Below are 24,410 nucleotides of genomic sequence, written 5' to 3'. Positions count from 1 at the left end.
CCGAATGATCGAGGAGGGAGGTCGCATGCTCGACGTCCGACGCCTGCGACTCCTCGTCGAGCTGCACCGCCGGGGCACGCTCGCGGCCGTCGCCGAGGCGCTCTCGTACAGCCCGTCCTCGGTGTCGCAGCAGCTCGGGGTCCTGGAGCGCGAGGCCGGCGTGCCCCTGCTCGTGCAGGCCGGACGCCGCGTCCAGCTCACGCCGCAGGCGCTCGTCCTCGTCGGGCACGCCGCCGCGATCCTCGACCGGCTCGAGGAGGCCGAGGCCGACGTCGCCCGATCGCTCACCGCCGTCGGCGGGACCGTCCGCATCGCGGTGTTCCAGTCGGCCGCGCACGCGGTGCTCCCCGGCGCGCTCACGCTCCTCGCCGAGGAGCACCCGGCGCTGCGCGTCGAGGTCGTCGAGCGCGAACCCGAGGCCGGCCTCGTCGAGGTCGCCGCGCGGGACGTCGACCTCGCGCTCGCCGAGCAGTACCCCGGTCGCACCAGGCCGCTCGTGCCCGGGCTCGACCGCGTCCCGCTCGTGTCCGACGCGATCCGGGTGGCGCTGCCGCCCGCGGATGCCCCGCACCCGCCGCGCCTCGCCGACCTCGCCGCACGCGCCTGGGTGCTGGAACCCCGCGGCACGGCGTCGCGCGAGTGGGCCGAGCAGCTCTGCCGATCCGCGGGGTTCGAGCCCGACGTGCGCTACGAGACCGCCGACCTGACGGCGCACATCCGGCTCATCCGCTCGGGCAACGCGGTCGGGCTCCTGCCCGACCTCGTCTGGGCGGGCGAGCCGAGCGATCTCGCGCTCGTCGCACCCCCGGGCAGCCCGCACCGCGAGGTGTTCTCCTCGGCACGCCTGGCCGGCGCCGCACGTCCCGCCGTGGTCGCGGTCAGGGAGGCGCTGGGCCGCGCCGCGGGGTGACGCCGTGGGGTGACGCCGTGGGGGCCACGCGATAGCCTCGCCGCATGGGTGGGACGCGGGCGGTCATCTTGGGCGTGGGGGCGGTCGTCGCGGCGATCGCGTTGAGCGGCTGCGGCGGGTCATCCGGTGGCGGCATCGACGTGGTCGGCACGTGGGGCGACCCGACGACCGGCGAGCCGTACCTCTCGCTCGCCGAGGACGGCACCCTGACGGGCAGCGACGGCTGCAACCGGCTCGCCGGCGGCTGGGAGCTCGACGAGGCCGACCAGATCGAGTTCGGGGACGTCGCGTCCACGCTGATGGCCTGCGAGGGCGTCGACACGTGGCTCTCCGGCCTCGACGTCGCGACCGTCTCCGGAACGACGATGACGATCCTCTCCGACGACGGCGCGGAGATCGGCCGGCTCGAGCGGACCTCCGACTCACCCGAGGCGGCCCCCGCGACGACGAGCGCGTCGCCGTCGCCGTCGGCCTCGTCCGACGATTCCGCATCGGTGTCGGGCACCGGGTTCGTCGGGACCTGGGGCACGGCGGACCCGACGCAGCCGCACCTGGTGCTCGGCGCCGACGGGTCGCTCACCGGCAGCGACGGCTGCAACACGCTCATGGGCACCTGGGAGCTCGAGGACGACGGCACCGCGGCCGAGTTCAACGACGTCGCCATGACGCGGATGGCGTGCCCCGACGGCGACCAGACCCTCGGCGCGCTCGACTCCGGGACCGTCCAGGGCGACACGCTCACGGTGGTCGACGACCACGGCACCGTGCTCGCGACGCTGCCGCGGACGGCCTGACGGGCACGACGGCGCCGAGCGCCCGACGGCCTGACGCGCCCGACCGCCTGCGCGCGCCCGGCCTGCCGGCTACCGCTCGACCGCGGTGCCCGCGCGCTCCTCGTCGCGAGCGGCCAGCGCCTCCGCGACGGCGGCCGCGACCCGCGCGTCCTCGCGACGGCGGCGTCGGCCTCGCAGCACGAACGGCAGCACGGCGGCGGCCACGACCAGGAGGACGAGCCCGAGCAGCGTCCACGACACGGCCCAGGTGGTCGCCTGCGCGCGCACCGCGTCGACCGCGACCGCGGCATCCGAGGCATCCACCGTCTGCGGCACGATCGGCTGCAGGACCACGTCGGCCGTCACCAGCCCCGCGGGGAAGACGCCCGCGATCGGGACGCGCACCTCGCGCTCGTCCCCCGGGAGCAGTTCGGGGAGGTCGCCGAGGCCCGCAGCCGCCACGGGGAACAGGCCGCCCGGCCCCGCGACCGACGCGGCCTGGGTCGCCGAGAGGCGCAGGTTCCCCGTGTTGCGGACGGTGTACGTGACGACCGCCTCGCCCGTCCCGAACGGGTCGAGGGTGCCGGTGTAGTCGACGCGCAGGTCCTCGACGGCGAGCGCGGGCGCGAGGTCGCCGCCTACGCGGAGGTGCACGCGGATGCCGAGCCGCCGGTCGACGGCGATTCCCTGCTGCTGCTCGGGCGTCGCGAGCGACGTCACCACGCCGCCGGCGTAGTCGCCCGGCGACGCGGACTCCGGCACGGTCACCGTGAACGGCACCTCGACGGATGCCCCGGGCTCGAGGTGCACCGTGCCCTCGTCGAGCGCGATCCACGCTCCGACCGACGTCGAGGTCTCGCCGCGCATCAGGAGGTCGAGCTCGCCCGCCTCGGTCGTGAACCCGTCAGCGGCGTACACGTCGAGGTCGAGGGGCGTGGAGTCGTGGTTCGCGACGACGATCGCATCGTGCAGCGTCTCGCCGGGATCGAGCGCGTAGGCGTAGTGCTCGCGCGCGGCACCGAGGTCGTTCGACGCGGTGCGCACGCCCCACACGGCGGGGTCGGACACGGGATCGTCGGCGGCGAAGGCCGGGGCGGTCGGCGAGGCGAGCGCGACGGCGGCCGCGGCGAGCGCGAGGGCGCGGATGCCTCGGGGGCGGAGCTGGGATCGAGCGGGCATGGCTTCCTCGGGGAGTCGCGGCGGATCGGCGGATCGGTGGATCGGTGGATCGGTGGATCGGTGGGAACGGAGGAACGGGGTGGGGCCGGGCTGGAGCGCCCGGCCCCGGGTCATCCGGTGCTCAGCTGAGCGCGGTGACCGTGAGCGTCGCCTGGTAGGCGCCGCCCGCGACCTCGGTCGGCAGCTTCAGGTCGAGGTCGGCGCCGAGCTTCGCCGAGCCGGGCGCGTGGCCCGTCGCCGCGTGGGCCAGGCCGCGCGCGACCCCGAGACCGTCGCCGGCGTCGAAGCCCGACTGCACGGCGTCGCCCGCGAGCGCGCCGCCGCCCTGCTCGACGACCTTCGGCGTCCAGCCGAGGTACTTGCCCGAGAAGAGCGTGTTGCCCGAGCTGAACGTGCCGACCTGCGCCGACAGCGACCACGCGGCGCCCGTGCGACGGGTGTCGGTGACGCGGATCGGGTTGATCGAGCCCGAGGCGGCGAAGTGGTCGCCCTGCGCCGTCGCGGTGCCGAGGTCGACGAGGCCGTTGGTGCCGTCGACGCTCCACACGAACTCGCCCGGCGTGGTGTCCGGCACGGCGACCGCGACCTGCTGCGCGTTCGGGTCGACCGCCGGGGCGTCCTCGCGCGTGAGCGTGACCGCGTCGACCACGCTGTTCACGGGCTTCTGGTCGCCGTTGGCCTGGCTGCGGAGCGTCTTCACCGTGATCGCCTCATCGGTGACCTCGACCGCGGTGTAGTTGCGCACCTTCTCCTGGTTCGAGACCGACAGGTACGGGAAGCCCGACGCCTGCAGGTCGTAGTACTTCGAACCCGACGCCGAGTTCGCGGTGACGTAGAGCACGCCGCCCGGACCCTTCACGACCGAGTCGGCGCCGGCGGCCTCGGCCGCGTTCGCCTTCTCGCCGTTGCGCAGGAGGTAGCTGCGCGCGTAGCTGTGGTCGTGGCCCTGCAGCACCAGGTCGATCCCCAGGTTCGAGATCGTGGTCGGCAGGTCGGCGCGGCGGGTCTTCACGTCGGTGTCCGTCGCGTGCGGGCCGGCCGAGTAGATCGAGTGGTGGAAGGCGAGCACCTTCCACTTCGCGTCGGCGCCGTGGTCCTGCACGACCTGGGTCAGCCACGCGATGTGCGAGGCGTCGTTCAGGCTGTTCGAGTTGATGTCGAGGAACAGGACGTCCTTGTAGGTGAACCAGTAGTCGCCGCCCGAGGTCGTGCCCGAGGACGCGGCACCCGCGGTGGGGTCGAGGTTCGGCGTGTTGAAGTGCTGCGCGTACGCCTTCGAGCCCACGTCGTGGTTGCCGTTGGTCGCGACGAACGGGATCCGGCGCAGCGCGTCCGGGGTGAGGAACGCCTCGTACTGCGCCTCGTTGTTCGCGGTCTCGACCTGGTCGCCGGACGAGAACAGCAGCTCGGCGGCGGGGTAGGCCGCGGTCGCGACGTCGAGCGTCGCGTTCCAGCCGGCCGCGTCGTTGGGGACGTTGCCCGACGACCCGATCTGCGGGTCGCCGAAGAACAGGAAGTCGAAGTCGCCGTCGAAGGCACGGGTCTGGAACGAGTACGTCGACGACCAGTCGCCCTCGCTGCCGACGCGGTAGACGTAGGCGGTGTTCGGGAGCAGGCCCGTGAACGTCGCGAAGTGGTTGACCTCGCCGCTCGTGGTCGGGCCGCCGGTCGACGTGACGGTGACCGCCGTCGACGGGAACGCCCCGTCGACGACGTCCGAGGCGAGCGCGAGCTGCGCCACCTGGGCGACGGCCGTCGGCGAGTACCAGGCGAGGTTGCGCTGGGACTGGTCGGCGCCGACCTGGAGGACCAGGTCGGACGCTGCGGTGGTGGCCGCCGACGCCGGCGCCGCCGTGAGGGCGAGGCCCCCGACGGTGAGCGCGAGGCAGGCGACCGCCGCGGAGAGTCCCGCGGCGGCGCGGCGGGTCCGCCGCGAGAACGCGGGAGCCGCGTCGTTGATCGACATGGAGAGGATCCGTTCCTTTCGGATGGTGGTGACGTGCGTCGGCGCGAGGTGCGCCGCCGCCACGCTGGCCTCGCCCGGTGAATCGGCGGTGTCCGGACGACGGCCCGCCGGTGTCGGTCGGCCGAACCGGCGGCGACCCGGTCGGCCGCGCTCGCCACCTGCCCTCACGCCCACCAGGGCACGCGTTCGACGAACCACACGAGTCCGACGACCGTGACGACGCTCGCGACGGCAACGGCCGCGAGGCCCGCCGCCAGCGGGGTGCGCCGGCGCAGCAGGGCGAGCAGCGGGAACGCCACGAGGATGATGCCGACCTGCACCGCCTCGATCCCGACGTTGAACACCAGCAGGGATCCGAGGAGGGTCCACGACCACGCCTCGTCGATGCCGAGCGCGCTCGCGAAGCCGAGCCCGTGGATCAGGCCGAACACGAACACGACGGCGAGGCGCGACGCATCCGAGCGGTCGAGCCGCCGGCCGCCCGCATCGAGCGACGGCGCGGGCGAGCGGATGTCCCGCGCCCGCGCCACCCCGAGGAGGTACCAGGCCGCGACGATCGCGATCGACAGCGCGATCACGGGCTCGACGACGACCGACGGCACGCGCACGAGCCCGAGCGCCGCGAGCAGGAACGTGATCGAATGCGCGACCGTGAACGTCGTCGCGGCCAGGATCACGTCGCGCAGGCGACGCGAGCCGACGATCAACGCGACGAGGAAGAGGATGTGGTCGAGCCCGCCCAGCAGGTGCTCGGCGCCGAGGAGGAAGAACTCGGCGAACCGCTCGGTCCACGGCTGCTCGGTCGAGTAGGTCGGGTGCGCGTCGTCGAGTGCGGCGCTGCCCGCCTGGCCGTCGAGGTCGTAGTCGAGGATCGTCGTGGTGCCGGTGACGTAGCCCTCGTCGTCCGGGAACAGGGCGCTGCGGAACTCGAGCGCGGCGGCCCCGTGGCGGCCCGCCGCATCGGCGGCCTCGGCACCTCCCCCGCCGGCGCACGCGAAGTCGAGCACGTAGGTCGCGTACGGCACGCCGTCGCGCTCGTGCACGGTCGCGTCGCCGCGCTGCCGCGGCGTGCACGCTTCGCCGCCGACGGCGACGGTGAAGCGGTCGGCGACGTAGGCGAGTACGGTCTCCGGATGCGCCGCGAGCGCCTCGGGTTCGTCGCCGGTCTCGAACACGGCCATGCCGTCGTCGAAGAAGGCGGGGTCGCCCTCGTTCTCGGCCGCCGAGACCACGAGCAGGTCGTACTCGAGGTCGAGTTCGACCTCGACGCCGGTCGAGGTGGACGTCGCCTCGGCGTAGACGGTCGAGGTGAACCCGTGCGCGCTCGCGGGGGTCGGGGCGAGCGCGAGGCCGAGCATCGGCAGGGCGAGCGCGATCGCAGTGGCGGCGATCGCGCGCAGGCGGCGGGATCGGGTGGGGGCGGGCATGGGTCTCCTTCGGTCGGCCACGCCGACCTTCGTGGATGCCGGTGAACGGAGGGCAGCCGTGCGGCGAACGTCCGTCCCGTCCCGTTCACCGGGAACGCACCGTCCGGTCACCTCCGCGTCGGCGGACGGTGGCACGCTCACGGGCGATGGACGCCCCGACCGCCCCTGCTCCGCCCCACGACGGACTGCCGTCGTCCCTCGACGACGCCCCGCCCGCCGCCGATCCGCGACCCGACGCGTCCCGCTCCGGGGCCCGGCGTGCCGCCCTCGGGCCGCTGGTCGCGATCGTGGCGTCGGCGGTCGCGATCGGCGTGGCCGTCGTCGGCGTGTCGGTCGGGATCGCCGGGCTCGGGGGGCAGGCGGGGTCGCGGAGCATCCTCGGCTCGCTCCCCTCGCCGTCGCCCGAGGCCACGGTGTCGCCCGAGCCCGGCTCGTGGGCGGGCGTCCACCCGCCTGCCGGCTACCGGGCGCTCCTCGTCGTCGCCGGCGACTCGCCCGCGACGACCACGCTCGTCGCCGCGATCGAGGGCTGGGCCGACGAGCACGGCGTCGCCCTGCAGGTCGCCCGGGAAGTCGACCAGGTCGGCGTGGAGCAGCGCATCGTGTCGTCGGCGGGAGCGGACCTCGATCTCGTGATCGGGGCTGGCGCCGAGGTCGTCGACGGGTTCACGTACGCGACCCCGCAGTTCTTCGACCGGCAGTTCCTGATCGTCGGCGCGCAGGTGGCCGAGCCCACCGCCAACATGACGGCGGTCATCTGGGACGGCGCCACGTTCCGCGGCACGGGCCTGGCCGCGGCCGGAGACCAGGACGCCGCCTCGGTCACGCCCGCCCGCAGCCGCGACGCCGTGGAACTCGGCGTCGCGGCGGTGCTGCAGGGGCTGACCGGCATCGTGCTCGACCTGCCGAGCTGACCGCGCCGGCGGGCCGTCGGGCCGTCGGGCCCGGATCGCCGCGCGTGCGCCGGCCGACGACTCGGCGCGCTACCCCTCCGCGCCGGCGGCCTCGTCGGCCGAACCGTGCATCCACGGCGTGTGGCTCACGCCGACGAGCAGTCCCTCCGGGCTCTGCACGCGCGCGGTGGTCTGCCCCCACGGCTCGAGGTGCGCGTCCACGAGGATCTCGCATCCCTTCGCTCGGAGTTCCTCGACGGCCGGCGCGACGGCCTCGTGCGAGTCGACGTCGAACTCGATCCACGCCTGCGGCACGGGGCGATCGGCGGGCCACTCGGTCGTGCCGAACGTGGCCTCGGCGGCCTGGTCGATCGGCCAGATGGCGAACGCCTTCACGCCGGGCAGCTCCTCGGTGTGGAAGTAGCGCGGCGCGTTCTCGTGGAACCGGATCCCGAGCGCACCGGACCAGAAGTCGTGCGACTCGGTGCCGGGCGTGCCGATCGGGCCGAAGCCGGCCACGAATGCGATGTCCATGTGCCGATGCAACCCCCGCCCGCCGACATCCGCAACCGTCGCGCGCCGCCCGGGTCCGGCGCCCGGGTCCGGCGCCCGCAGCCCCGGTCCGGCGCCCGCCCGGCCGGAACTCACACGCCCGCGTCCGCGTGCTCCCGCTCCTGCTCCCGCTCCTGCAGGGCGCGCTCGACCGCGTCCTGCACGCGTGCGTCCTCGCGCGCCTGCCGCTCGGCGCGCTTCCGCCGCGCGAGGCGCAGCCCGAGCACGACGCCGGCCGCGATCAGCAGCGCGACCACGAGCAGGACCCACGGGATCGCGGGGGCGGCCGCGATCGCCTCGACCGGCTCGGCGTCCACGTCGGCGCGCTCGGGTGCGCGCGGGTCGAGCGCGACCGTCGCGGTCACGGCGAACGTCGGCAGCACGCCCGCGACTCGCACCTCGACCGGCCAGGTCTCGCCGGGCAGCAGTTCGGGCACGTCGGCGAGGCCGGCCGCCGCGACCGGCAGCATGCCGAACGGGCCGGCGACCGTCACGGCCTGTCCGGCCGACAGTCGCACGTTGCCGGCGTTCCGCACGGTGTAGCGGACGGTCGCCTCGCCCGCGCCGAACGGGTTCGCGGTGCCCTCGTACCCGACGCGCAGGTCGTCGATCGCGAGTTCGGGCGCGAGGGCGCCGTCGACCCGCAGGTGGATGCGGATGCCGAGACGACGGTCGACCGTGAGGCCCTGGTCCGCCTCCGGGTCGACCAGCGAGGTCAGGATGCCTCCGGCGTGGTCGCCGGGGGTCGCGTTCGCCGGCACCTCGACCGTGAACGGCACCTCGATCGCCTCGCCGGGCGGCACGACGACCCGGTCGGCGGCCGGCACCAGCCAGGAGCCGAGATCGCGGGGGGTCGCGCTGCGCGGGGCGACGTCGAGCTGCCCGCTCTCCGACGTGAAGCCGTCGGCGGCGTACACGTCGAGGGCGATGGGCGCGTCGTCGTGGTTCGCGATGACGATCGCGTCCTCGATCGTCTCGCCGGCGTCGACGCGGTAGGCGTAGTTCTCGCGGGTGTCGCCGAACGCGTTCGCCGCGGTCCGCACGCCCCAGGTGACGTCGGGTCCCTCCGCGGCGGCCGGGGCCGCGCCGATCCCGCCGACGACGGCCGCGAGCGAGAGCGCCGCGACGAGCGCGGCGGAGGCGGTGGATGCGGCGCGGCGGACGGACATGGCGGCTCCTCGACGTCGTTACAGGGATGGTGCGGATGGTGCGGATGGAGCAGGTGGATCGGGTGGAGCGGAGCGGCCGGGGCGGGCAGACGCCCCGGCCGCTCCTCAGGCCGAGCCGGGGATCAGCTCAGGCCGGTGATGGTGAGCGTCGCCTTGTAGGTGCCGTCGGTGACGTCGACCGGGAGCTTCAGGTCGAGCTCGGCGCCGAGCTTGGCCGACCCCTTCTCGTGACCCGATGCCGCGTGGCCGAGCGTCGACGACTTCGACAGGCCGTCGCCGGAGTCGAAGCCCGACTCCACCGGATCGCCGGCGGCGGCCCCGCCACCGGCCTCGACCACGGACGGCGTCCAGCCGAGGTACTTGCCCGAGAACGACGCGACGTTCGAGTCGAAGTCGCTCACCTGGGCCGACACCGACCAGGCGGCGCGGCTGCGACGCGTGTCGGTGACCCGCACCGGGTTGATCGAGCCGGATGCCTCGAACCGGTCGCCGTTCTCGACGGCCGTGCCGAGGTCGACGATCCCGTTGGTCCCGTCGATGCTCCACACGAACTCGCCCGGGGCGCCGACGGGCACGGTCACCTGGAGGGTCTGCGCGTTCGGGTCGACCGCGGTCTCGTAGACCCTGAGGAGCTTCGTGATGCCGCCGCCCGCGCCGGCCGCGGCGTCGCCGAGGCCGTTGACGATGTGGTTGATGCCGCCCGTGCCGTTGAGCTTGACCGACACCGCCGACTCGACGCGCACGCCCGGCTTCTGCGGGACCTGCACGCCGCTCTCGACGAAGATGTCCTTGCTCCCGTTGTACTGGTTGTCGAAGAACGAGTACACGCCGAGTCCCTGCGCGAGGTGCTGGCGCACGTTGTCGCCGACGCGGTAGGACGCGTAGCCGAGACGCGTGCCGTCCATGTAGGCGCCCTGCGTGGGCGGGTCGTACGGGATCTCGCTCTGGTAGAAGATCGTCCGTCCGCGTTCGCCGTTCCAGACGACCTGGTTCTTCTGGTAGTGCTCGACGAAGAGGCCGAGCGCCGTGACGTTGTCGCCGTTCACGACCACGCCGTGGTCGCCGACGTTCGAGGTCCAGCCGACTCCCTCGCCGTGGTCGGCGCGCCACGCCCAGATGTGGTCGAGCAGCGTGTCGGGGCTGTTGACCTCGATCGACGTCTCGGCCTTGCCCGCCCAGGCACCGCCGACGCGGATGAACACGTCGCTGAGCGTCGTCGGGTCGGACGGCGTCGAAGCGGATGCCCCGTCGGGCCCGACCTGCACGAGCACGTCGGACTGCGTCGTTCCCGCATCGACCGTGATGCCGGCGATCTTCACGCCCGGGACATCCCCGACCGCGATGGCTGCGTTCCCCGCCGTCGGCACGAGCGAGGCGTAGCCGAGGCCGAGCACGACCGTCCCGGCGCGGTCGACGTGGAGCGGGGCATCCAGCTGGTAGACCGCGGGGGTGAGCAGCAGGTGCTTGCCGGCCGCGAGCGCCGCGTTGAGCTGGGCCGCGGTCGCGCCCTCCTTGGCGATGTAGAAGTCCGACAGCGGGATGGACTGGCCGGCCGACGCGTCCGTCGACCAGTCGTAGCCGCTCGAGTTCGCCTTCGCCTTCGGCACGAACACCTCGTAGTCACTGCCGTCGAGGTACAGGAACGGCGCCTCCCGCACGAGCGGGGTCTCGGCGATCGTCGTCTTGTTGCCGTACTCGGGGCGGTTCGGGTCGTTGTTCGTGTACTTGACGATCGTGCCGAAATCGGTGGCCGGTGCGCCCTGCACGCCCGAGAACACCATGTTCCAGACGCCGCCGTTCCACGTGCCGACGCTGGAGTTGCGGGTGAACCACTGCTGCTGCGAACCGCTCAGCACTTCGCCCGTCACGCGCGAGTTGGCGAGGTATCCGCCCGATGCGTACTCGCCCACGCGACCCATGAGGGTGAGCTTGCCCTCGATGTTGATGCGACGCAGCGGTGCGGCCTGCGACACCGCGAACCGCATCTGGTGCGCGTCAGCCGTGCCGCTCGGGAAGGGGCGGGCCGCGTCGGCGCCGATCGCACGCTGGATCGGGTTGAACGTGAGGTTGGACATCGAGCGCCAGAACCGCGTGAGCGAGCCGGGCTGCTGGCAGTCCCAGGGGTTCGCCTCGCACGCGCGCACGGGCTCGACGTGGATCGAGCCGTTGATGCGGACGTCCTCGGGCGAGGCGCCGAGACCGGCGACCGCCTGGTAGTAGCCGAGCTCGGAGTTCACGATGCCCGTCGCGGTCGTCGGGTTGTTCTGCCCCGCCGCCGAGCCGTAGGTGCCCGGCTTGAAGAAGAACTGGTGCCGGTTCTGGCTGAACTCGGCCTCCTGCGAGGCGGCCTGCAGTGCGGCGCTGATCTGGTCGGCCGTCCACGTCTCGTCGAAGATCGTGACGTTGGGGCCGAACAGGTCCGCGTCGGCTGCGGCCGCGGGCATGGCGGTGAACACGGTTCCTCCGATCGCGAGGGCGGCGATGGCCGCGCCGGCGCCGAGGCGGCGCCGGGATCGGGCGGATGGATGACCCGCCCTGGTGCGTTGCGTCACTGGTTCTCCTTTGAACTGCCGGCGGCGTCGCGCCGCCGGGCTTCCGGTCGGTGCGGAGTGGGGCTGCACCGTTCGCGTCGACGGCGACGCGAACGGTGATCACCGTAGCGGAAAACTTACTGACTTGTCAGTAATATTTCGCCACGCCCCTCAGGGCTGCCCGGTCGCCTACGCTCGATGGATGCCTCACCCGGAAGCCGACCGTTCCAGCCGACCGGATCACGACGTCGTGATCGTCGGCGGCGGCCACAACGGCCTCACCGCCGCCGCCTACCTCGCCCGGTCGGGCCTCGACGTGCTCCTGCTCGAACGCGACGACCACCTCGGCGGCGCCGCGGTCTCGGCGCAGGCGTTCGAGGGCGTCGACGCGCGCCTCAGCCGCTACTCGTACCTCGTCAGCCTCCTGCCGCAGCGCATCATCGACGACCTCGGGCTCGACGTTCGGCTCGTCCGCCGCCGGTTCTCGTCGTACACGCCCGACCCCCGCGACCCGTCGCGCGGCCTGCTCGTCGACGTCGAGGCCGGGCCCGAGGCATCCGCCGCCGCCTTCGCGCGCGTCGACGCGGCCGACGACGCCGAGTCGTGGAAGACCTTCTACGCCGACACCGCACGCCTCGCCGAGGCGCTGTTCCCGACGCTCACCGAGCCGCTGCCGACGCGCGACGAGGCCCGCGCGCTCGTCGGCGACGACGACGCGTGGCGCGCGTTCGTCGAGCGCCCGCTCGCCGAGGCGCTCGACGGACGCTTCGCGTCCGACCTGGTCCGCGGCGTCGTCGCGACCGACGGGCTGATCGGGACGTTCACCGACCTCGCCGACCCCGAGCTCGACGCGAACCGCTGCTTCCTCTACCACGTCATCGGCGGCGGGACCGGCGACTGGGACGTCCCGGTCGGCGGCATGGACGCGGTCACGGGCGAACTCGCGCGCGCCGCCCGCGAGGCGGGCGCGACGCTCGTCACCGACGCCGAGGCGACCGCGATCTCACCGGGCGCGAGCCGCGCGGGCGGCGCGGGCGACGAGGATGCCCCGCGCGTGCGGTGGCGGCACGACGGCGCCGAGCACGAGGCATCCGCTCGCGTGGTGCTCGCGAACGTCGCGCCCGTCGTGCTCGACCGCCTCGTCGAGGACGCGGCCCGCGCCGCGGGCGCGCCCGCCGTGCCGTCCGTGGTCGCCGAGCGCCTGCGCGCGCTCGCGACGCCCGAGGGCGCGCAGGTCAAGGTGAACCTCCTGCTCACCCGACTCCCGCGGCTGCGCGACGAGTCGGTGCGCCCGGAGGAGGCGTTCGCCGGCACGTTCCACGTCAACGAGCTCGCGACGCAGCTCGACGACGCGTTCCGCACGGCGTCGCGCGGGGGCATCCCCTCGCCGCTGCCGTGCGAGATCTACTGCCACACGCTGAGCGACCCGTCGATCCTCTCGCCCGAGCTCGCGGCCGCCGGCGCGCACACCCTCACGGTGTTCGGCCTGCACGTGCCCGACCGGCTCGTCGAGCGGTTCGGCAACGACGAGCTGCGCGCGCGGCTCGAGGACGCGGTGCTGGCCTCGCTCGACAGCGTGCTCGCCGAGCCGATCCGCGACGTCATCGCGACGGATGCCTCGGGCCGCCCCTGCATCGAGGTGAAGACCACCCACGACCTCGAGGAGGCGCTCGCGCTGCCCGGCGGCAACATCTTCCACGGCCCGCTGTCGTGGCCGTGGGCCGAGCCCGGCGACGCGCTCGCCACGCCGGCCGAGCGATGGGGCGTCGGCACACGGCATCCCGGCATCCTCGTGTGCGGGTCCGGCGCGCGGCGCGGCGGTGCGGTCAGCGGCATCGGCGGCCACAACGCGGCCATGGCCGTGCTGGAACGCTAGAAGACGAACATCTGCCCGATGATCATGATCGCGATCACGAACAGCGCGATGATCGCGCCGATCACGAGCAGCGACCTCGCCGAGAGCTTCGCGACGCCGAATCCCACCAGGAAGGGCAGCGCGGCCAGCAGGAGCGTCACGAGCCACCAGAACGCCTGGTAGCCGGCGGGGCTCGCTTCGTCGAGTCGACCGGCGAAGAGCTGCTGCGTGTTCGGGTGCGTCGCGAACGAGAAGGCGGCCGACAACGGCACCGCGATGAGCGCCGCGACGATGAGGCCGGCGAGCGCGCCCCACAGCCCGGACTTGCCCTCGGTGATGTCGAGCGCCTCTTCGTGACGTGTTCCCTGCCCCCTGGAAGTCATGGCTCCGACTCTAGCCCTTCGCCGTACGGCCGGATTAGCCTGACACCACGAGCGACATTGGGGGTCGAGGATGGGCGCGACGGCGACCGGGCACTACGCCATCTCCGGGAACGAGCTCAGGCTCCAGTTCTCCAGGTTGTTCCACGCGCCGATCGAGGAGGTCTGGCACACCCTCACGAATCCGCACGCGATGTCCGCGTGGATCGGCACGTGGACGGGGAGCCCGTCGACCGGCGCGATCCTGTTCCGGATGACCGCCGAGGATCCCGACGCCGACTGGATGTCGGTGTCGGTCCTCGAGTGCGAGGCGCCGCACCGGCTCCGGCTCCACTTCGGCAGCGGCCCGGAGACGAGGCGCCTGCACCTGCACCTCACCGAGGGCGGCGGGATGACCTCGCTCACGTTCCAGGAACGGTTGACCGGCACCCAGGACGTGACCGAGGTCGGCCCCGGATGGGACTACTACTTCGATCGGTTCACCGCCGCCCGCGCGGGCACGCCGATGCCCGACTGGTCCGACTACTACCCCCTGCTCGCCGACCACTACGCCCGGCTGCCCGTCCCGCGCACGGAGCACAGTGCCTGAGCGGCGGCTCGGCGCGTGAGGATCCCGCCCGGGATGCGACGGCGCGGGTCGCCCTCGGCGCTCGGGCCCGCGTCCGACTCGATGTTCGCGCGCCGCCCGCTGCTGTGGGGGTTCACGGTCGCGCTCGGCGTGCTCCTGGCGGTGCTGCTCGCGATCGCGTTCGCGAACCTGCAGAGCGTCGTGCTCTCGGTCTTCATCGCCGCGTTCGTCTCGCTCGGACTCGATCCGCTGATCCGCTGGTTCGAGCGTCGGGGACTCAAGCGGGGCGCCGCGATCGTCGTCGTCATCCTGCTGTTCATCGCGGTCGTCGTCGGCATCATCTGGGTCGTCATCCCGCCGCTCGTGGACCAGATCGCGGCCCTGATCCAGAGCATCCCCTCGATGGTGAAGGACGTGCAGTCGAGCGACTGGTACGCCGGCATCAACCAGGCGTCGAACGGCGTGATCAGCGACATCCTCGCGGGCCTCCAGCAGGTGATCACCGACCCCAACCTCTGGGCCTCGATCGGCGGCGGCGCCCTCGCCTTCGGCGTCTCGGTCATCGGCGCGGTGTCGACCGGCGTGTTCGTCGCGGTGCTGTCGATCTACTTCATCGCGACCCTCGACGCGACCAAGCACGCGATCTACCAGCTCGTGAAGGCGTCGCACCGCGACCGGATCGTGGACTACTCCGAGCGCATCATGGCGTCGGTCGGGAAGTACCTGAGCGGGATGGTGATCCTCGCGTTCTGCAACGCGGTGTTCTCGACCATCCTGCTCGCCGTCGTCGGCGTGCCGTTCGCGCTGCTGTTCGGCGTGATCGCGCTGTTCGTGACGCTCATCCCGCTCATCGGCACGGTGCTGACCACGACGATCATGACGGTGTTCGCGCTGTTCACGTCGCCGACCGCGGCGCTCATCGTGCTGCTCGTCATGCTCGTCTACATGCAGGTCGAGGCCTACGTCCTGACGCCGCGCGTGATGGGCAAGGCCGTGCAGGTGCCCGGGACGATCGTGCTCATCTCGGCCCTTGCCGGCGGCACCCTGCTGGGACTCCTCGGCGCACTCGTGGCGATCCCGATCTCGGCCGGCATCCTGCTGATCCTGCGCGAGATCTGGATCCCCCGGCAGGCCCGGCTGTAGGACGCCGAACCGGGCGCCGCCCGAAGGCGACGCCCGGCGCGCGATCCGCGATCGTCGGCGCTACGCCCCCGCGCCGACCGGCTCGACCTCGCGCTCGGCGTCGGCCGGGGCATCCGCTGCGCCCTTCGACCGACGCGGCAGGAAGAGCGCCCCGACGAACCCGGCGGCCAGCGCCGCCGCGCCCGTGAGGACGGCGGGCACCGCCGCGTCCACGTACCCGGTGGGCGTCAGCTCGCCGCCCGCGCCGGTGAACACGGCGGTGAGCACCGCGATGCCGAGGGCGACGCCGAGCTCGCGCAGCGTCGAGTTCGTGCCCGAGGCCTTGGCCTGGTCGTCGGCGGGCATGTCCTGCAGGACCGCGGTCGACATGGGCGCGAAGACGAGCGCCATGCCGACGCCGGCGAGGAGGAACGGCGCGACGAGCACGGCGTACTCGACCGCGGGGTCGAGCAGCAGGGCGATCCAGCCGAGCGCGATCGTCTGCATCGCGAGGCCCGTGAGGATCAGCGGCCGGGTGCCGATGCGGCCGGCGAGCGCGCCCGCGATCGGGGCGACGAACATCGGCGCGAGGGTCCACGGCATGGTCTGCACGCCGGCCTCGAGCGCGCTCGCGCCCTGCACGATCTGGAGGAACTGGGTGAGGATGAACACCGCGCCGAACATGCCGAAGCTGAACGTGAAGCCGACGACGTTCGCGGCGCTGAAGCTCCGCGAGCGGAAGAGCCGCAGGGGCAGGAGCGGCGCCTTCGCCCGCAGTTCCCAGACGATGAACGCGGCGATGAGCGCGGCGCCCGCGACGAGGGCGCCGACCACCTCGGCGCTGTCCCAGCCCGCGTCGTTGCCGCGGACGATCCCGTAGACCAGGCCGAGCACGCCGAGGCCCGCGAGCGCGACGCCCGGGAGGTCCATGCGCACGCGCGCGCCGAGGGTGTTCGGCAGGACGGCGAGGACGAGGGGGATCGCGATGATGCCGATCGGGATGTTGAGCCAGAAGATCGCCTGCCAGTTCCAGCCCTCGATCACGGCGCCGCCGACGAGCGGGCCGAGCGCGACGCCGAGGCCGGCGACGCCGCCCCAGATGCCGATCGCCGCGGCTCGGAGTCGATCGGGAACCGCACCCGCGATGAGGGTGAGCGAGAGCGGCATGATGCCGGCCGCGCCGAGGCCCTGCACGGCGCGCGCGCCGATGACCATCCACGGCTCGGTGCTGAGCGCGGCGAGGGCGCTCGCGGCGGTGAAGACGGCGATGCCGGCGACGAACACCGTTCGCCGGCCGATGCGGTCGCCGAGCGCGGCGGCGGCGAGGATGAACGTCGCGAAGGCGATCGTGTACGCGTTCACGAACCACTGCAGCTCCTCGATGGAGGCATCGAGGTCCGCCCGCATGGCGGGCAGGGCGTTCGTGACGATGAGGTTGTCGAGGGTTGCCATGAACATGGGCAGGGATGCCGCGACGATGGCGAGCCACACGGGTGGGCGGCGGACGGCGGTGGACATGCGAGCTCCTGGAGTGATCCGGAAATAGATGCGTCTGTATGTGGTAATCGACTGATTACATCGACCACGGGGCCAATGTAGTAATCGACTGATAACATGTCAAGCGTGCACCAGAAATCCGATCGCATCCCCGCAACGGAGCGGCGCGAACTGATCCTCGAGGCCGCGACCCGCGTGTTCGGCGACCTCGGCTACGCCGGCGCCACGACCGACCGCGTGGCCAGGGCGGCCGGCATCAGCCAGCCCTACGTCGTGCGCATGTTCGGCACCAAGGAGCAGCTGTTCGTCGAGGTGCTCCAGCGCACCTCCGACCGCATCCTCGCCGCGTTCGACGCGGCCATCGCCAACGACGACGGGCGCAGCATCCAGGCCCGCGTCGGCGCATCGTACGTCGAGCTCGTCGAGACCGACCGCGGCATCCTGCTCGCCCTCATGCAGGGGTTCATCCTCGGCCACGACCCCGTGATCGGCCCGGTCGCCCGAGACGGGTTCATGCGCTGCTACGACCGGCTGCGCACGGTCTTCGAGCCCGCCGAGGCCATGCAGTTCATGGCCCAGGGCATGCTCATCAACACCCTCATCGCCTCGGGCATGGTCACCCAGGTGCAGCAGGAGCGGAACGTCGACGAGCTGCTCGCCTGCACCTTCGGCGACAAGCTCGACACGGTGCTCGAGGGACTCACGCGCGAGCCCGCGACGCGCGCCTGAGCCGGGCGCCGGCGCCGGCGCCTCGAAGCGCGCGGCGGGCTGGAGCGGCCTCGGGCCTCAGGCCCAGGTCGACGGCGCCTCCGCACGCGTCGGCGGCAGCGCGACATCCTCGCCCCAGCGGTGGATCCACTCGGGCAGCTCGCCCATGCCGTCCGCGCCGAACGCCTCGACGAGCTCCGGGATGGGCACGATCCCGCCCGACTTCTTCAGGAAGCGGCCGCGGATGAGCCCCTGCGCGTAGATCTCCGGCTTCCCATCGGGACCGGGGCGCACGAACCGCTGCTCGACGTAGACGGCCTTGTCATCGAACCCGAGCACCTTCGACTCGATCGTGAATCGCTGCCAGAGGCTGAGCGACTTGCGGAACGTGATCGTCTCGCTCGCGACCACGGGGTACCAGCCCTGGTCGAGCATGGTCTTCCAGATGCCGTTCCGCACGAGCATGTCGAACCGCGCGACGTCCATGATCGAGTAGTAGACGCCGTTGTTCATGTGGCGGTTGATGTCGAGGTCCGTCGGCAGCGTGATGAAGCGCGTGCGCGCGACGTCCCAGTGCCCGAGGTCGGGCTTGCGGCGCGACAGGAACAGCACGTGGAGGAGCGTCCGGAACAGCATGTGCATGGGCTCGACCGTACGAGACATCCCACGGTCCTGTCGATTCGTTGGCGACCCGCGACAACGCGAGCCGTGGATGTCCCGCCGCCGCGTTGTGCCCTACGGCAGGATCCTCGCGGTTCCCACGCTCGTGCGGACCAGCGGGTCGTACCCCGGGAGCGTCGCCGTCACGCGGACCTTGATCACCTTGTTCCGGTCGGCGGCGGTGAGCACGTACGTCGAGGCGGTCGCGCCGGCGATCGGGACCCCCGCGCGAAGCCACTCGTACCGCAGTTCGGCCGTCGGCGGAGTCCACGAGCCGGGGTCGGCCGTGAGCTGGGACCCCACCTGCGGAGTGCCGGCGATGCTCGGCAGGACCTCGTTCGTGATCCGGCCCGGCAGGATCACGCGCGGCGCGCTCTCCTGCAGCACCTGGTAGTACCACGACTTGACGCCGCGCACCCGGACCGCGAGCGAGTGGCCGATGTCGTCGAGGGTGAGTGCGTAGGTCGCGCCGGTCGCCCCCGGGATCAGCTCGCCGTCGCGCACCCACTCGTACTGCAGTTCGTCGGGCGCCGGCTTCCAGGTCCCGGTCGCGACCGTGAGTTCGGGCGACCCGTATCGCACGGCGCCGATGATCCGGGGCACCGGGGTCTGGGTGAACACGCCGGCGTCGACCGCGTCGGTCTCGGCGCTGTAGCGGAACTTGGGCACGTAGCCCACCTTCGAGGCCGTGACGGCGAACCGGATGTGCCGGCCGACGTCGTCGGGGGTCAGCGTGTAGTTCGCCGAGGTCGCGCCGTTGATCGGGACGCCGTCGCGAAGCCATTGATAGGACTTGGCGACGCCTCCCGGTCCCCAGGACCCGACCGTCGCCACGAGCTTGACGCCGACGCGCGCCGCACCGGCGATCGTCGGCACGGGGGCCGGGTTCAGCACCGGCTGCGTCGAGGGCACGACGACGGGGGCCGAGACCCGGGTCGAGGGCCAGTAGACGGGTTGCTTCGTGCCCATCACGCGCACCGACACCTCGGTGCCCTGGTCCTCCGCGACCAGGGTGTAGGTCGAACGCCTGGCCTCGACGATGGGCCACCCGTCCCTGAGCCACTGGTACTCGAAGAAGACCGGGAGCGGACCCCATGCTCCCGGGTTCACTCCGAGGGTCGCGCCCACCGCGGGCGTCCCGGTGATGACCGGGGTCGAGGCGGAAAGCGTCGCCCTGGTCGGGACCACCGTGGTGCTGTCCCGGAACGTCCAGGCGTAGCCCGCCTTCTTCGCGTAGATCCGCACCCAGATCGTGGTGCCCACGTCGGATGCCACGGGCGCGTAGGTCGGTCCCGTCGCACCGGGAACCTCCGCCCAGTTCCGCCACCACTGCGCCGTGAACTCGACCGGCTCCGGCCCCCAGGTACCCGGCGAAGCGACCAGCGTGCCGTCGGCGGCCACCGATACGGTCGGCCAGCCCATCGGATCGAACGCGCCGAGACCCGGCGCATCCGCGAGCGCGAAGTCGACCGTGTGCCGGGCGCCGTCGTTCAGCGACACCTGCACGGTCTCGGACACCGCGAACTGGGCCGGATCCGAGCTCGCCCGAACCCACACGACGGTGCCGGCCGGGAAGGCGCGAGCGTACGAGCCGTCCGCCGCGGTGGTGAGGCTCGCGACGGGCGTCGCATCTCCGGGAGCCGCGAAGAACTCGACGGTCGCTCCGGCGAGCGCGAGTCCGGTGCCGACGTGGGTGACCGTGCCCGCGATGGCGTTGTCGGACGCGGGAAGGGAGAGGTCGTAGCCGGTCAGCTGATCGCCCTGTCCCAGCCAGAACGACTGCGCGGTCGAGGACGAGACCGCGTTCGGATACCAGCGCCCGGCGAACGCGCCGGGGTCGGCGCGCCCGCGCAACCGGTAGCTGCCGCCTTCGGTGCGGTACTCCAGACGGTAGGCGCCCGCGGCGTCGGAGACCGCGATCGCGACGACCTGGAGGGCGGGCGGTGCCCACTCGTCCGAGCTGTACCCCCACAGTTCGAGCGTCGCGCCGGCGATCGGCTCCGCCGTCGCAGCCGACCTGATCACCCCGGAGACGACGGCCGCGCGCCGTTGCACGGCGAAGGTGACGTCCTGCTGCTCCCCCGCGCCGACGACGACATCGGCGGCGGCTTCGAAGGATGCCTCCTGCGGGTACCACGCGGGCTCCCACCTGACCGGATCCGCTTCGGCGCGCACGCGGTAGGTTCCCGGCTCGAGCCCGGTGAACGCGTAGGCGCCGGAGTCGTCCGTCGACGTGGTCGCGACCTCGCAGCAGCCGTCCCCGGTCGCGTCGTAGACCGAGACGACGGTGTCCGGCAGCAGTTGGTCGTAGTCCGCCGAGTAGATCCAGCCGACGATGCTCCCGCCGTCCTCGGCCGACGCGGCGACCGGCGCCGAGACGGCCGGGAGGATGAGTGCGGCGATCGCGGCGACGAGGCCGATGCCGAGGCGCCGGCCGCGAACGAGTCGCGGACGATCGGGTCGAGTGGACGCTGAGCGGCTCATGTGCACAACTCCCGAGCGCGGGCCGGTCGGGGGCGGCGTTGCGCATCCGACGGGCGTCGGTCGGGCGTCGGGTCGGCGCCGGCCGGCTGGGGGAAGATAGCACGGGCTCGCACGCAGCCGCGAGGGAATGCGGAGAATACCCCTCGGTTCGGGGGTGCCCGTCCGAACCGAGGGTCCGAGGCGCCGCTAGAACAGTCCGGTCGGGATCTCCGCGCCGACGAGCGCACCGGGCGCCGCCGTGATCGTCAGGGCGCCGAGCTCGTCGGGGCCGAGCTCGGGCAGGCGCTGCGCGAGCTCGAGGAAGCGCTCGATCTCGGTCGGCTCGAGGGCCCACTCGGCGAGCGTGCGGAACTTCTGCACGTAGTGCTCGCGGCCGAAGGGGCGCGCACCGAGCGGATGCGCGTCCGCGACCGCGATCTCGTCGACGATCTCGGCGCCGTCGCGGAGCTTGATGACGACCTTGCCGCCGAACGCCTTCTCCTCGATGTCGAGCGAGTGGTAGCGGCGCGTCCACTCGGCGTCCTCGACGGTCGAGATCTTGCGCCAGAGCTCGACCGTGTCGGGTCGGTGGGCGCGCTCCGGCGAGTAGGAGTCGGCGTGGTGCCACGAGCCGTCCTGGAGGGCGACCGCGAAGATGTACGGGATCGAGTGGTCGAGCGTCTCGCGCGAGGCATCCGGATCGTACTTCTGCGGGTCGTTCGCACCCGAGCCGATGACGTAGTGCGTGTGGTGCGAGGTCTCGAGCACGATCGACTCGACGTTCTCGGGGTCGTCGAGCAGGATCGGATACTGGTCGTGCAGCTTCCGCGCCAGGTCGATCCACGCCTGCGCCTGGTACTCGGCCGAGTGCTCCTTGGTGTACGAGTCGAGGATGGCCCGCTTGGCCTCGCCGGCCTCGGGCAGCGGGACCTCGTAGGATGCCTCGGGCCCGCCGAGGAGCCACGCGATGACGCCGTCCTCGCCCTCATAGATCGGCACGGGGCTGGTCTCGCCGCGCATCGCGCGGTCGACCGCCTCGACGGCCATCTTCCCGGCGAACGCCGGCGCGTGCGCCTTCCACGTCGAGATCTCGCCCTTGCGCGACTGGCGCGTCGCGGTCGTGGTGTGCAGCGCCTGCCCGATCGCCTGGAAGATCGTCTCCTGGTCCAGGCCGAGCAGCGTGCCGATGCCGGCCGCGGCCGACGGGCCGAGGTGCGCGACGTGGTCGATCTTGTGCTCGTGCAGCGAGATGCCCTTGGCGAGGTCGATCTGGATCTCGTACCCCGTCGCGATGCCGCGCACGAGGTCGCGGCCGGTCAGGCCGCGCGCCGACGCGAGGTGCTGGGCGACCGCGACGATCGGCGGGATGTTGTCGCCGGGGTGCGAGTACTCCTTCGCGAGGAAGGTGTCGTGGAAGTCGAGCTCGCGCACCGCGACGCCGTTCGCCCACGCCGCCCACTCGGGGCTCGTGCGCCGGGCGGCGTCGGCGCCGAACACGGTCGCCCCCTCGCCGCCGATCGAGACCGCGTGCGAGAGCGCCTGGCTCCTGGCCGAGACGACGGGCTTCCGGGCGAGCGACGCCGCGGCGACCGCGGCATTGTCGATCACCCGGTTGACGACCATGTCGACGACGTCGGCGTCGAGTTCGACGGGATCGACGGCGAGCGCGGCGAGCTGCCAGGCGAGCTGGCCGTCGCGGCCGAGGCCCTCGTCGCTCCGGTGGGTACGCACGTGGTGGGTCTTCACCTGCACCACGCTAGCGAATGGGGGTCTCGGATGTCCCGTGCCGGTCGTCCCTCGTTCGGGAGACGGTCGCGGGGCGACGCATTCGTCCCCGACTGCCGCCGCGACTCCGAGCCGTGGGACGATGGAGGGGATGACCACGATCGACACCGACACGGTGGGCGGCCGCACGGTCGATGCCATCCGTGCGGACTTCCCCGCCTTCGCAGCCCGTTCCGACGGTGCCGCCGTTCCCGCGTACCTCGATTCCGCGGCGACCTCGCAGCGCCCGCGCGCCGTACTGGACGCCGAGCGCGACTACCTCGAGCACCACCTCGCCGCGGTGCACCGCGGCGCGAGCAGCGCCGTCGGGGAGTCGACCACCCTGTTCGAGGAGGCGCGCGAGACCGTCGCGCGCTTCGTCGGCGCCGGCGAGCGCGAACTGGTCTGGGCGGAGAACGCGACCGACGCGCTGAACATCGTCGCGCTCGGCATGTCCGATGCGAGCGCGGGCCTCGGCGGCGCCGAGGCATCCGCGTTCTCGCTCGGAGCCGGCGACGAGATCGTCGTGCCGGAATCCGAGCACCACGCCAACCTGATCCCCTGGCAGCGGCTCGCCGCGCGCACCGGCGCGCGGCTCGTTGCGGTGCGGGTCGACCAGCACGGCGTCTGGTCGATCGACGCGATGGCGGAGGCGATCACGTCGCGCACGCGCGTCGTCGCGTTCGCCGAGGTGTCGAACGTCACCGGATACCTCGCGCCCGTCGCGGACGTCGTGGACGTCGCGCACCGGCACGGCGCGCTCGTCGTGCTCGACGCGTGCCAGTCGGTGCCGCATCGCCCGGTCGACTTCGCGGGCTCCGGAGTGGACTTCGCGGCGTTCAGCGGCCACAAGATGCTCGGGCCGAACGGGATCGGTGCGCTCTACGGCCGCGCCGAGCTGCTCGACGCGCTGCCGCCGGCCCGCACCGGCGGGTCGACCATCACGACCGTCACGTTCGACGAGGCATCCTTCCTGCCGTCGCCGCAGCGCTTCGAGGCGGGCACCCAGCCGGTCTCGCAGGTGGTCGCGCTCGCCGAGGCGGTGCGGTACCTCGAGGCGCTCGGGATGGACGCGGTCGCCCGGCACGAGGAGTCGTTCGCCGCGCGCGTCGTCGACGGGGTCTCGGCGCTCCCGGGCGTCCGCGTGATCGGGCCGCAGGCCGGGCAGCGGCGGGCCGGGCTCGTGAGCGTCGTCGTCGACGGCGTCCACGCGCACGACGTCGGCCAGGTGCTGGACGACGCGGGCGTCGTGGTCCGCGTCGGACACCACTGCGCGCAGCCGCTGCACCGGGCGCTCGGCGCGACGGCGTCGACCCGTGCGAGCTCGTACGTGTACACGACGCACGAGGAGGCCGACCGATTCGTCGAGGCGCTCTCGGGCGTGCGGCGGTTCTTCGGGGTCGAATCATCCGGGGTCGAGTCATCCGGTGTCGGGCAGGAGGTGCCCGCATGAGCGGGAGCGAGGCGCTGTACCAGCAGATCATCCTCGACCACTCGAAGGCCCGGCACGGCGAGGGCGAGCTCGTCGACGCGCACGCGTCGCACCACGAGCTCAACCCGACCTGCGGCGACCAGGTGACGGTCCGCGTGCGCCTCGACCCGGCTCGCGAGCGGATCGAGGAGGTCGCGTGGGAGGGCGACGGCTGCAGCATCTCGATGGCGTCGACCTCGGTCATGACCGATCTCGTCCGAGGCGAACGCACCGACCGGGCGCTCGAACTCGCCGACGCGTTCCGCACGATGCTGCGGTCGAAGGGCGAGGGCGAGCCCGACGAGGAGCTCCTCGGCGACGGGATCGCGTTCCACGGCGTCTCCCGCTACATCATGCGCGTGAAGTGCGCGATGCTGCCCTGGGTCGCGCTCGAGGCGAGCGTGCGCGAGGCGCGGCTCCCGGCGGTCGAGTAGCGGCCGGACCGGTGGTCGAGTAGCGCCCGGACTTCCGGTGGTCGAGTAGCGCCCGAGCGGAGCGAGGACGCGTATCGAGACCATGCGG

General features: G+C 72.7%; 20 protein-coding genes. 9 read left to right on the top strand and 11 right to left on the bottom strand.

What is annotated here, in order from left to right; all coding sequences use genetic code 11:
• The first annotated feature begins 25 nt into the window (after window positions 1-25).
• Both ACDF64_RS05850 and ACDF64_RS05845 read left to right on the top strand, forming a co-directional pair.
• Window positions 26-910, top strand: a complete 885-nt coding sequence (locus tag ACDF64_RS05850; protein ID WP_394554045.1) for a LysR family transcriptional regulator — start codon at window positions 26-28, stop codon at window positions 908-910.
• Between the two features lie 44 nt (window positions 911-954).
• Window positions 955-1,704: an META domain-containing protein gene (locus ACDF64_RS05845; RefSeq protein ID WP_394554044.1), complete on the top strand. Its 750-nt coding sequence runs from the start codon at window positions 955-957 to the stop codon at window positions 1,702-1,704.
• Window positions 1,705-1,773: 69 nt separating this feature from the next.
• On the opposite strand, the gene ACDF64_RS05840 is transcribed toward ACDF64_RS05845, so the two are convergent.
• The 3 genes from ACDF64_RS05840 to ACDF64_RS05830 all read right to left on the bottom strand — a co-directional run bounded on the left by ACDF64_RS05840 (window position 1,774) and on the right by ACDF64_RS05830 (window position 6,255).
• On the bottom strand, window positions 1,774-2,862 hold the full coding sequence (locus ACDF64_RS05840; RefSeq protein ID WP_394554043.1) for a WxL protein peptidoglycan domain-containing protein: 1,089 nt from the start codon (window positions 2,860-2,862) through the stop codon (window positions 1,774-1,776).
• A gap of 121 nt (window positions 2,863-2,983) precedes the next feature.
• A complete protein-coding gene (locus tag ACDF64_RS05835) occupies window positions 2,984-4,828 on the bottom strand; it encodes a fibronectin type III domain-containing protein (protein ID WP_394554041.1) in 1,845 nt (614 codons plus the stop codon).
• A 164-nt stretch (window positions 4,829-4,992) separates the two neighbouring features.
• A complete protein-coding gene (locus ACDF64_RS05830) occupies window positions 4,993-6,255 on the bottom strand; it encodes a HupE/UreJ family protein (RefSeq protein WP_394554039.1) in 1,263 nt (420 codons plus the stop codon).
• A 146-nt stretch (window positions 6,256-6,401) separates the two neighbouring features.
• On the opposite strand from ACDF64_RS05830, the gene ACDF64_RS05825 reads away from it, so the two are divergent.
• Window positions 6,402-7,169, top strand: a complete 768-nt coding sequence (locus tag ACDF64_RS05825) for a BMP family ABC transporter substrate-binding protein (RefSeq protein WP_394554037.1) — start codon at window positions 6,402-6,404, stop codon at window positions 7,167-7,169.
• A gap of 69 nt (window positions 7,170-7,238) precedes the next feature.
• Here the strand turns inward: ACDF64_RS05825 and ACDF64_RS05820 are convergent, their stop codons facing one another.
• The 3 genes from ACDF64_RS05820 to ACDF64_RS05810 form a co-directional block, all read right to left on the bottom strand.
• Window positions 7,239-7,682, bottom strand: coding sequence for a VOC family protein (locus ACDF64_RS05820; protein ID WP_394554035.1), 444 nt, complete (start codon window positions 7,680-7,682; stop codon window positions 7,239-7,241).
• 110 nt (window positions 7,683-7,792) lie between these two features.
• Window positions 7,793-8,869 carry a WxL protein peptidoglycan domain-containing protein gene (locus ACDF64_RS05815; RefSeq protein WP_394554033.1) on the bottom strand — a complete coding sequence of 359 codons (1,077 nt, stop codon included), beginning with the start codon at window positions 8,867-8,869 and terminating at the stop codon, window positions 7,793-7,795.
• A 122-nt stretch (window positions 8,870-8,991) separates the two neighbouring features.
• Complete coding sequence (locus ACDF64_RS05810; protein WP_394554031.1) at window positions 8,992-11,421, bottom strand: adenylyl cyclase; 2,430 nt, start codon at window positions 11,419-11,421, stop codon at window positions 8,992-8,994.
• Window positions 11,422-11,602: 181 nt separating this feature from the next.
• Here ACDF64_RS05810 and ACDF64_RS05805 point away from each other — a divergent pair, with 181 nt between their 5' ends.
• Window positions 11,603-13,276 carry a phytoene desaturase family protein gene (locus ACDF64_RS05805; RefSeq protein WP_394554029.1) on the top strand — a complete coding sequence of 558 codons (1,674 nt, stop codon included), beginning with the start codon at window positions 11,603-11,605 and terminating at the stop codon, window positions 13,274-13,276.
• On the opposite strand, the gene ACDF64_RS05800 is transcribed toward ACDF64_RS05805, so the two are convergent.
• Entirely contained in the window at window positions 13,273-13,638 is a 366-nt protein-coding gene (locus ACDF64_RS05800; protein WP_394554028.1) for a hypothetical protein, read from the bottom strand. The genes ACDF64_RS05805 and ACDF64_RS05800 overlap by 4 nt on opposite strands.
• A gap of 70 nt (window positions 13,639-13,708) precedes the next feature.
• Between ACDF64_RS05800 and ACDF64_RS05795 the strand changes: the two genes are divergently transcribed.
• Window positions 13,709-14,224, top strand: a complete 516-nt coding sequence (locus ACDF64_RS05795; protein ID WP_394554027.1) for an SRPBCC domain-containing protein — start codon at window positions 13,709-13,711, stop codon at window positions 14,222-14,224.
• A 33-nt stretch (window positions 14,225-14,257) separates the two neighbouring features.
• A complete protein-coding gene (locus ACDF64_RS05790; protein ID WP_394554025.1) occupies window positions 14,258-15,346 on the top strand; it encodes an AI-2E family transporter in 1,089 nt (362 codons plus the stop codon).
• A 60-nt stretch (window positions 15,347-15,406) separates the two neighbouring features.
• Here ACDF64_RS05790 and ACDF64_RS05785 read toward each other — a convergent pair whose 3' ends face one another.
• Window positions 15,407-16,843 (bottom strand): DHA2 family efflux MFS transporter permease subunit, encoded by a 1,437-nt coding sequence (locus ACDF64_RS05785; RefSeq protein ID WP_394554023.1) that lies wholly within the window; start codon window positions 16,841-16,843, stop codon window positions 15,407-15,409.
• 105 nt (window positions 16,844-16,948) lie between these two features.
• On the opposite strand from ACDF64_RS05785, the gene ACDF64_RS05780 reads away from it, so the two are divergent.
• Window positions 16,949-17,551, top strand: a complete 603-nt coding sequence (locus tag ACDF64_RS05780; protein ID WP_394554022.1) for a TetR/AcrR family transcriptional regulator — start codon at window positions 16,949-16,951, stop codon at window positions 17,549-17,551.
• A gap of 57 nt (window positions 17,552-17,608) precedes the next feature.
• Here the strand turns inward: ACDF64_RS05780 and ACDF64_RS05775 are convergent, their stop codons facing one another.
• The 3 genes from ACDF64_RS05775 to ACDF64_RS05765 form a co-directional block, all read right to left on the bottom strand.
• The gene (locus ACDF64_RS05775) at window positions 17,609-18,172 is read right to left on the bottom strand and encodes an acyl-CoA thioesterase (protein ID WP_394554020.1); all 564 of its coding nucleotides are present in this window, start codon (window positions 18,170-18,172) and stop codon (window positions 17,609-17,611) included.
• A 93-nt stretch (window positions 18,173-18,265) separates the two neighbouring features.
• Window positions 18,266-20,674, bottom strand: coding sequence for a hypothetical protein (locus tag ACDF64_RS05770; RefSeq protein WP_394554018.1), 2,409 nt, complete (start codon window positions 20,672-20,674; stop codon window positions 18,266-18,268).
• Window positions 20,675-20,860: 186 nt separating this feature from the next.
• The gene (locus ACDF64_RS05765; RefSeq protein ID WP_394554016.1) at window positions 20,861-22,399 is read right to left on the bottom strand and encodes an MmgE/PrpD family protein; all 1,539 of its coding nucleotides are present in this window, start codon (window positions 22,397-22,399) and stop codon (window positions 20,861-20,863) included.
• Between the two features lie 121 nt (window positions 22,400-22,520).
• Between ACDF64_RS05765 and ACDF64_RS05760 the strand changes: the two genes are divergently transcribed.
• Together ACDF64_RS05760 and sufU are read left to right on the top strand one after the other, a co-directional pair.
• Window positions 22,521-23,870: an aminotransferase class V-fold PLP-dependent enzyme gene (locus tag ACDF64_RS05760; RefSeq protein ID WP_394554015.1), complete on the top strand. Its 1,350-nt coding sequence runs from the start codon at window positions 22,521-22,523 to the stop codon at window positions 23,868-23,870.
• Entirely contained in the window at window positions 23,867-24,322 is a 456-nt protein-coding gene (gene sufU / locus ACDF64_RS05755; RefSeq protein WP_394554013.1) for a Fe-S cluster assembly sulfur transfer protein SufU, read from the top strand. Before ACDF64_RS05760 ends, sufU begins: the two co-directional genes overlap by 4 nt.
• Window positions 24,323-24,410 lie beyond the last annotated feature (88 nt).

This window comes from Agromyces sp. MMS24-JH15 (assembly GCF_043518605.1).
In the GTDB taxonomy this organism is placed as follows: Bacteria; Actinomycetota; Actinomycetes; order Actinomycetales; family Microbacteriaceae; genus Agromyces.
Note: the sequence above shows the minus strand (reverse complement) of the source record. Positions and strands in the feature narration are given on the sequence as shown.

What these genes read in the sequence shown, in the direction of transcription:
- ACDF64_RS05775 (WP_394554020.1), bottom strand. Translation starts at nt 18,172, where the DNA reads ATGCACATGCTGTTCCGGACGCTCCTCCACGTGCTGTTCCTGTCGCGC.
- sufU (WP_394554013.1), top strand. Translation starts at nt 23,867, where the DNA reads ATGAGCGGGAGCGAGGCGCTGTACCAGCAGATCATCCTCGACCACTCG.
- ACDF64_RS05785 (WP_394554023.1), bottom strand. Translation starts at nt 16,843, where the DNA reads ATGTCCACCGCCGTCCGCCGCCCACCCGTGTGGCTCGCCATCGTCGCG.
- ACDF64_RS05835 (WP_394554041.1), bottom strand. Translation starts at nt 4,828, where the DNA reads ATGTCGATCAACGACGCGGCTCCCGCGTTCTCGCGGCGGACCCGCCGC.
- ACDF64_RS05815 (WP_394554033.1), bottom strand. Translation starts at nt 8,869, where the DNA reads ATGTCCGTCCGCCGCGCCGCATCCACCGCCTCCGCCGCGCTCGTCGCG.
- ACDF64_RS05850 (WP_394554045.1), top strand. Translation starts at nt 26, where the DNA reads ATGCTCGACGTCCGACGCCTGCGACTCCTCGTCGAGCTGCACCGCCGG.
- ACDF64_RS05825 (WP_394554037.1), top strand. Translation starts at nt 6,402, where the DNA reads ATGGACGCCCCGACCGCCCCTGCTCCGCCCCACGACGGACTGCCGTCG.
- ACDF64_RS05845 (WP_394554044.1), top strand. Translation starts at nt 955, where the DNA reads ATGGGTGGGACGCGGGCGGTCATCTTGGGCGTGGGGGCGGTCGTCGCG.
- ACDF64_RS05820 (WP_394554035.1), bottom strand. Translation starts at nt 7,682, where the DNA reads ATGGACATCGCATTCGTGGCCGGCTTCGGCCCGATCGGCACGCCCGGC.
- ACDF64_RS05805 (WP_394554029.1), top strand. Translation starts at nt 11,603, where the DNA reads ATGCCTCACCCGGAAGCCGACCGTTCCAGCCGACCGGATCACGACGTC.
- ACDF64_RS05760 (WP_394554015.1), top strand. Translation starts at nt 22,521, where the DNA reads ATGGAGGGGATGACCACGATCGACACCGACACGGTGGGCGGCCGCACG.
- ACDF64_RS05800 (WP_394554028.1), bottom strand. Translation starts at nt 13,638, where the DNA reads ATGACTTCCAGGGGGCAGGGAACACGTCACGAAGAGGCGCTCGACATC.
- ACDF64_RS05830 (WP_394554039.1), bottom strand. Translation starts at nt 6,255, where the DNA reads ATGCCCGCCCCCACCCGATCCCGCCGCCTGCGCGCGATCGCCGCCACT.
- ACDF64_RS05795 (WP_394554027.1), top strand. Translation starts at nt 13,709, where the DNA reads ATGGGCGCGACGGCGACCGGGCACTACGCCATCTCCGGGAACGAGCTC.
- ACDF64_RS05840 (WP_394554043.1), bottom strand. Translation starts at nt 2,862, where the DNA reads ATGCCCGCTCGATCCCAGCTCCGCCCCCGAGGCATCCGCGCCCTCGCG.
- ACDF64_RS05790 (WP_394554025.1), top strand. Translation starts at nt 14,258, where the DNA reads ATGCGACGGCGCGGGTCGCCCTCGGCGCTCGGGCCCGCGTCCGACTCG.
- ACDF64_RS05770 (WP_394554018.1), bottom strand. Translation starts at nt 20,674, where the DNA reads ATGAGCCGCTCAGCGTCCACTCGACCCGATCGTCCGCGACTCGTTCGC.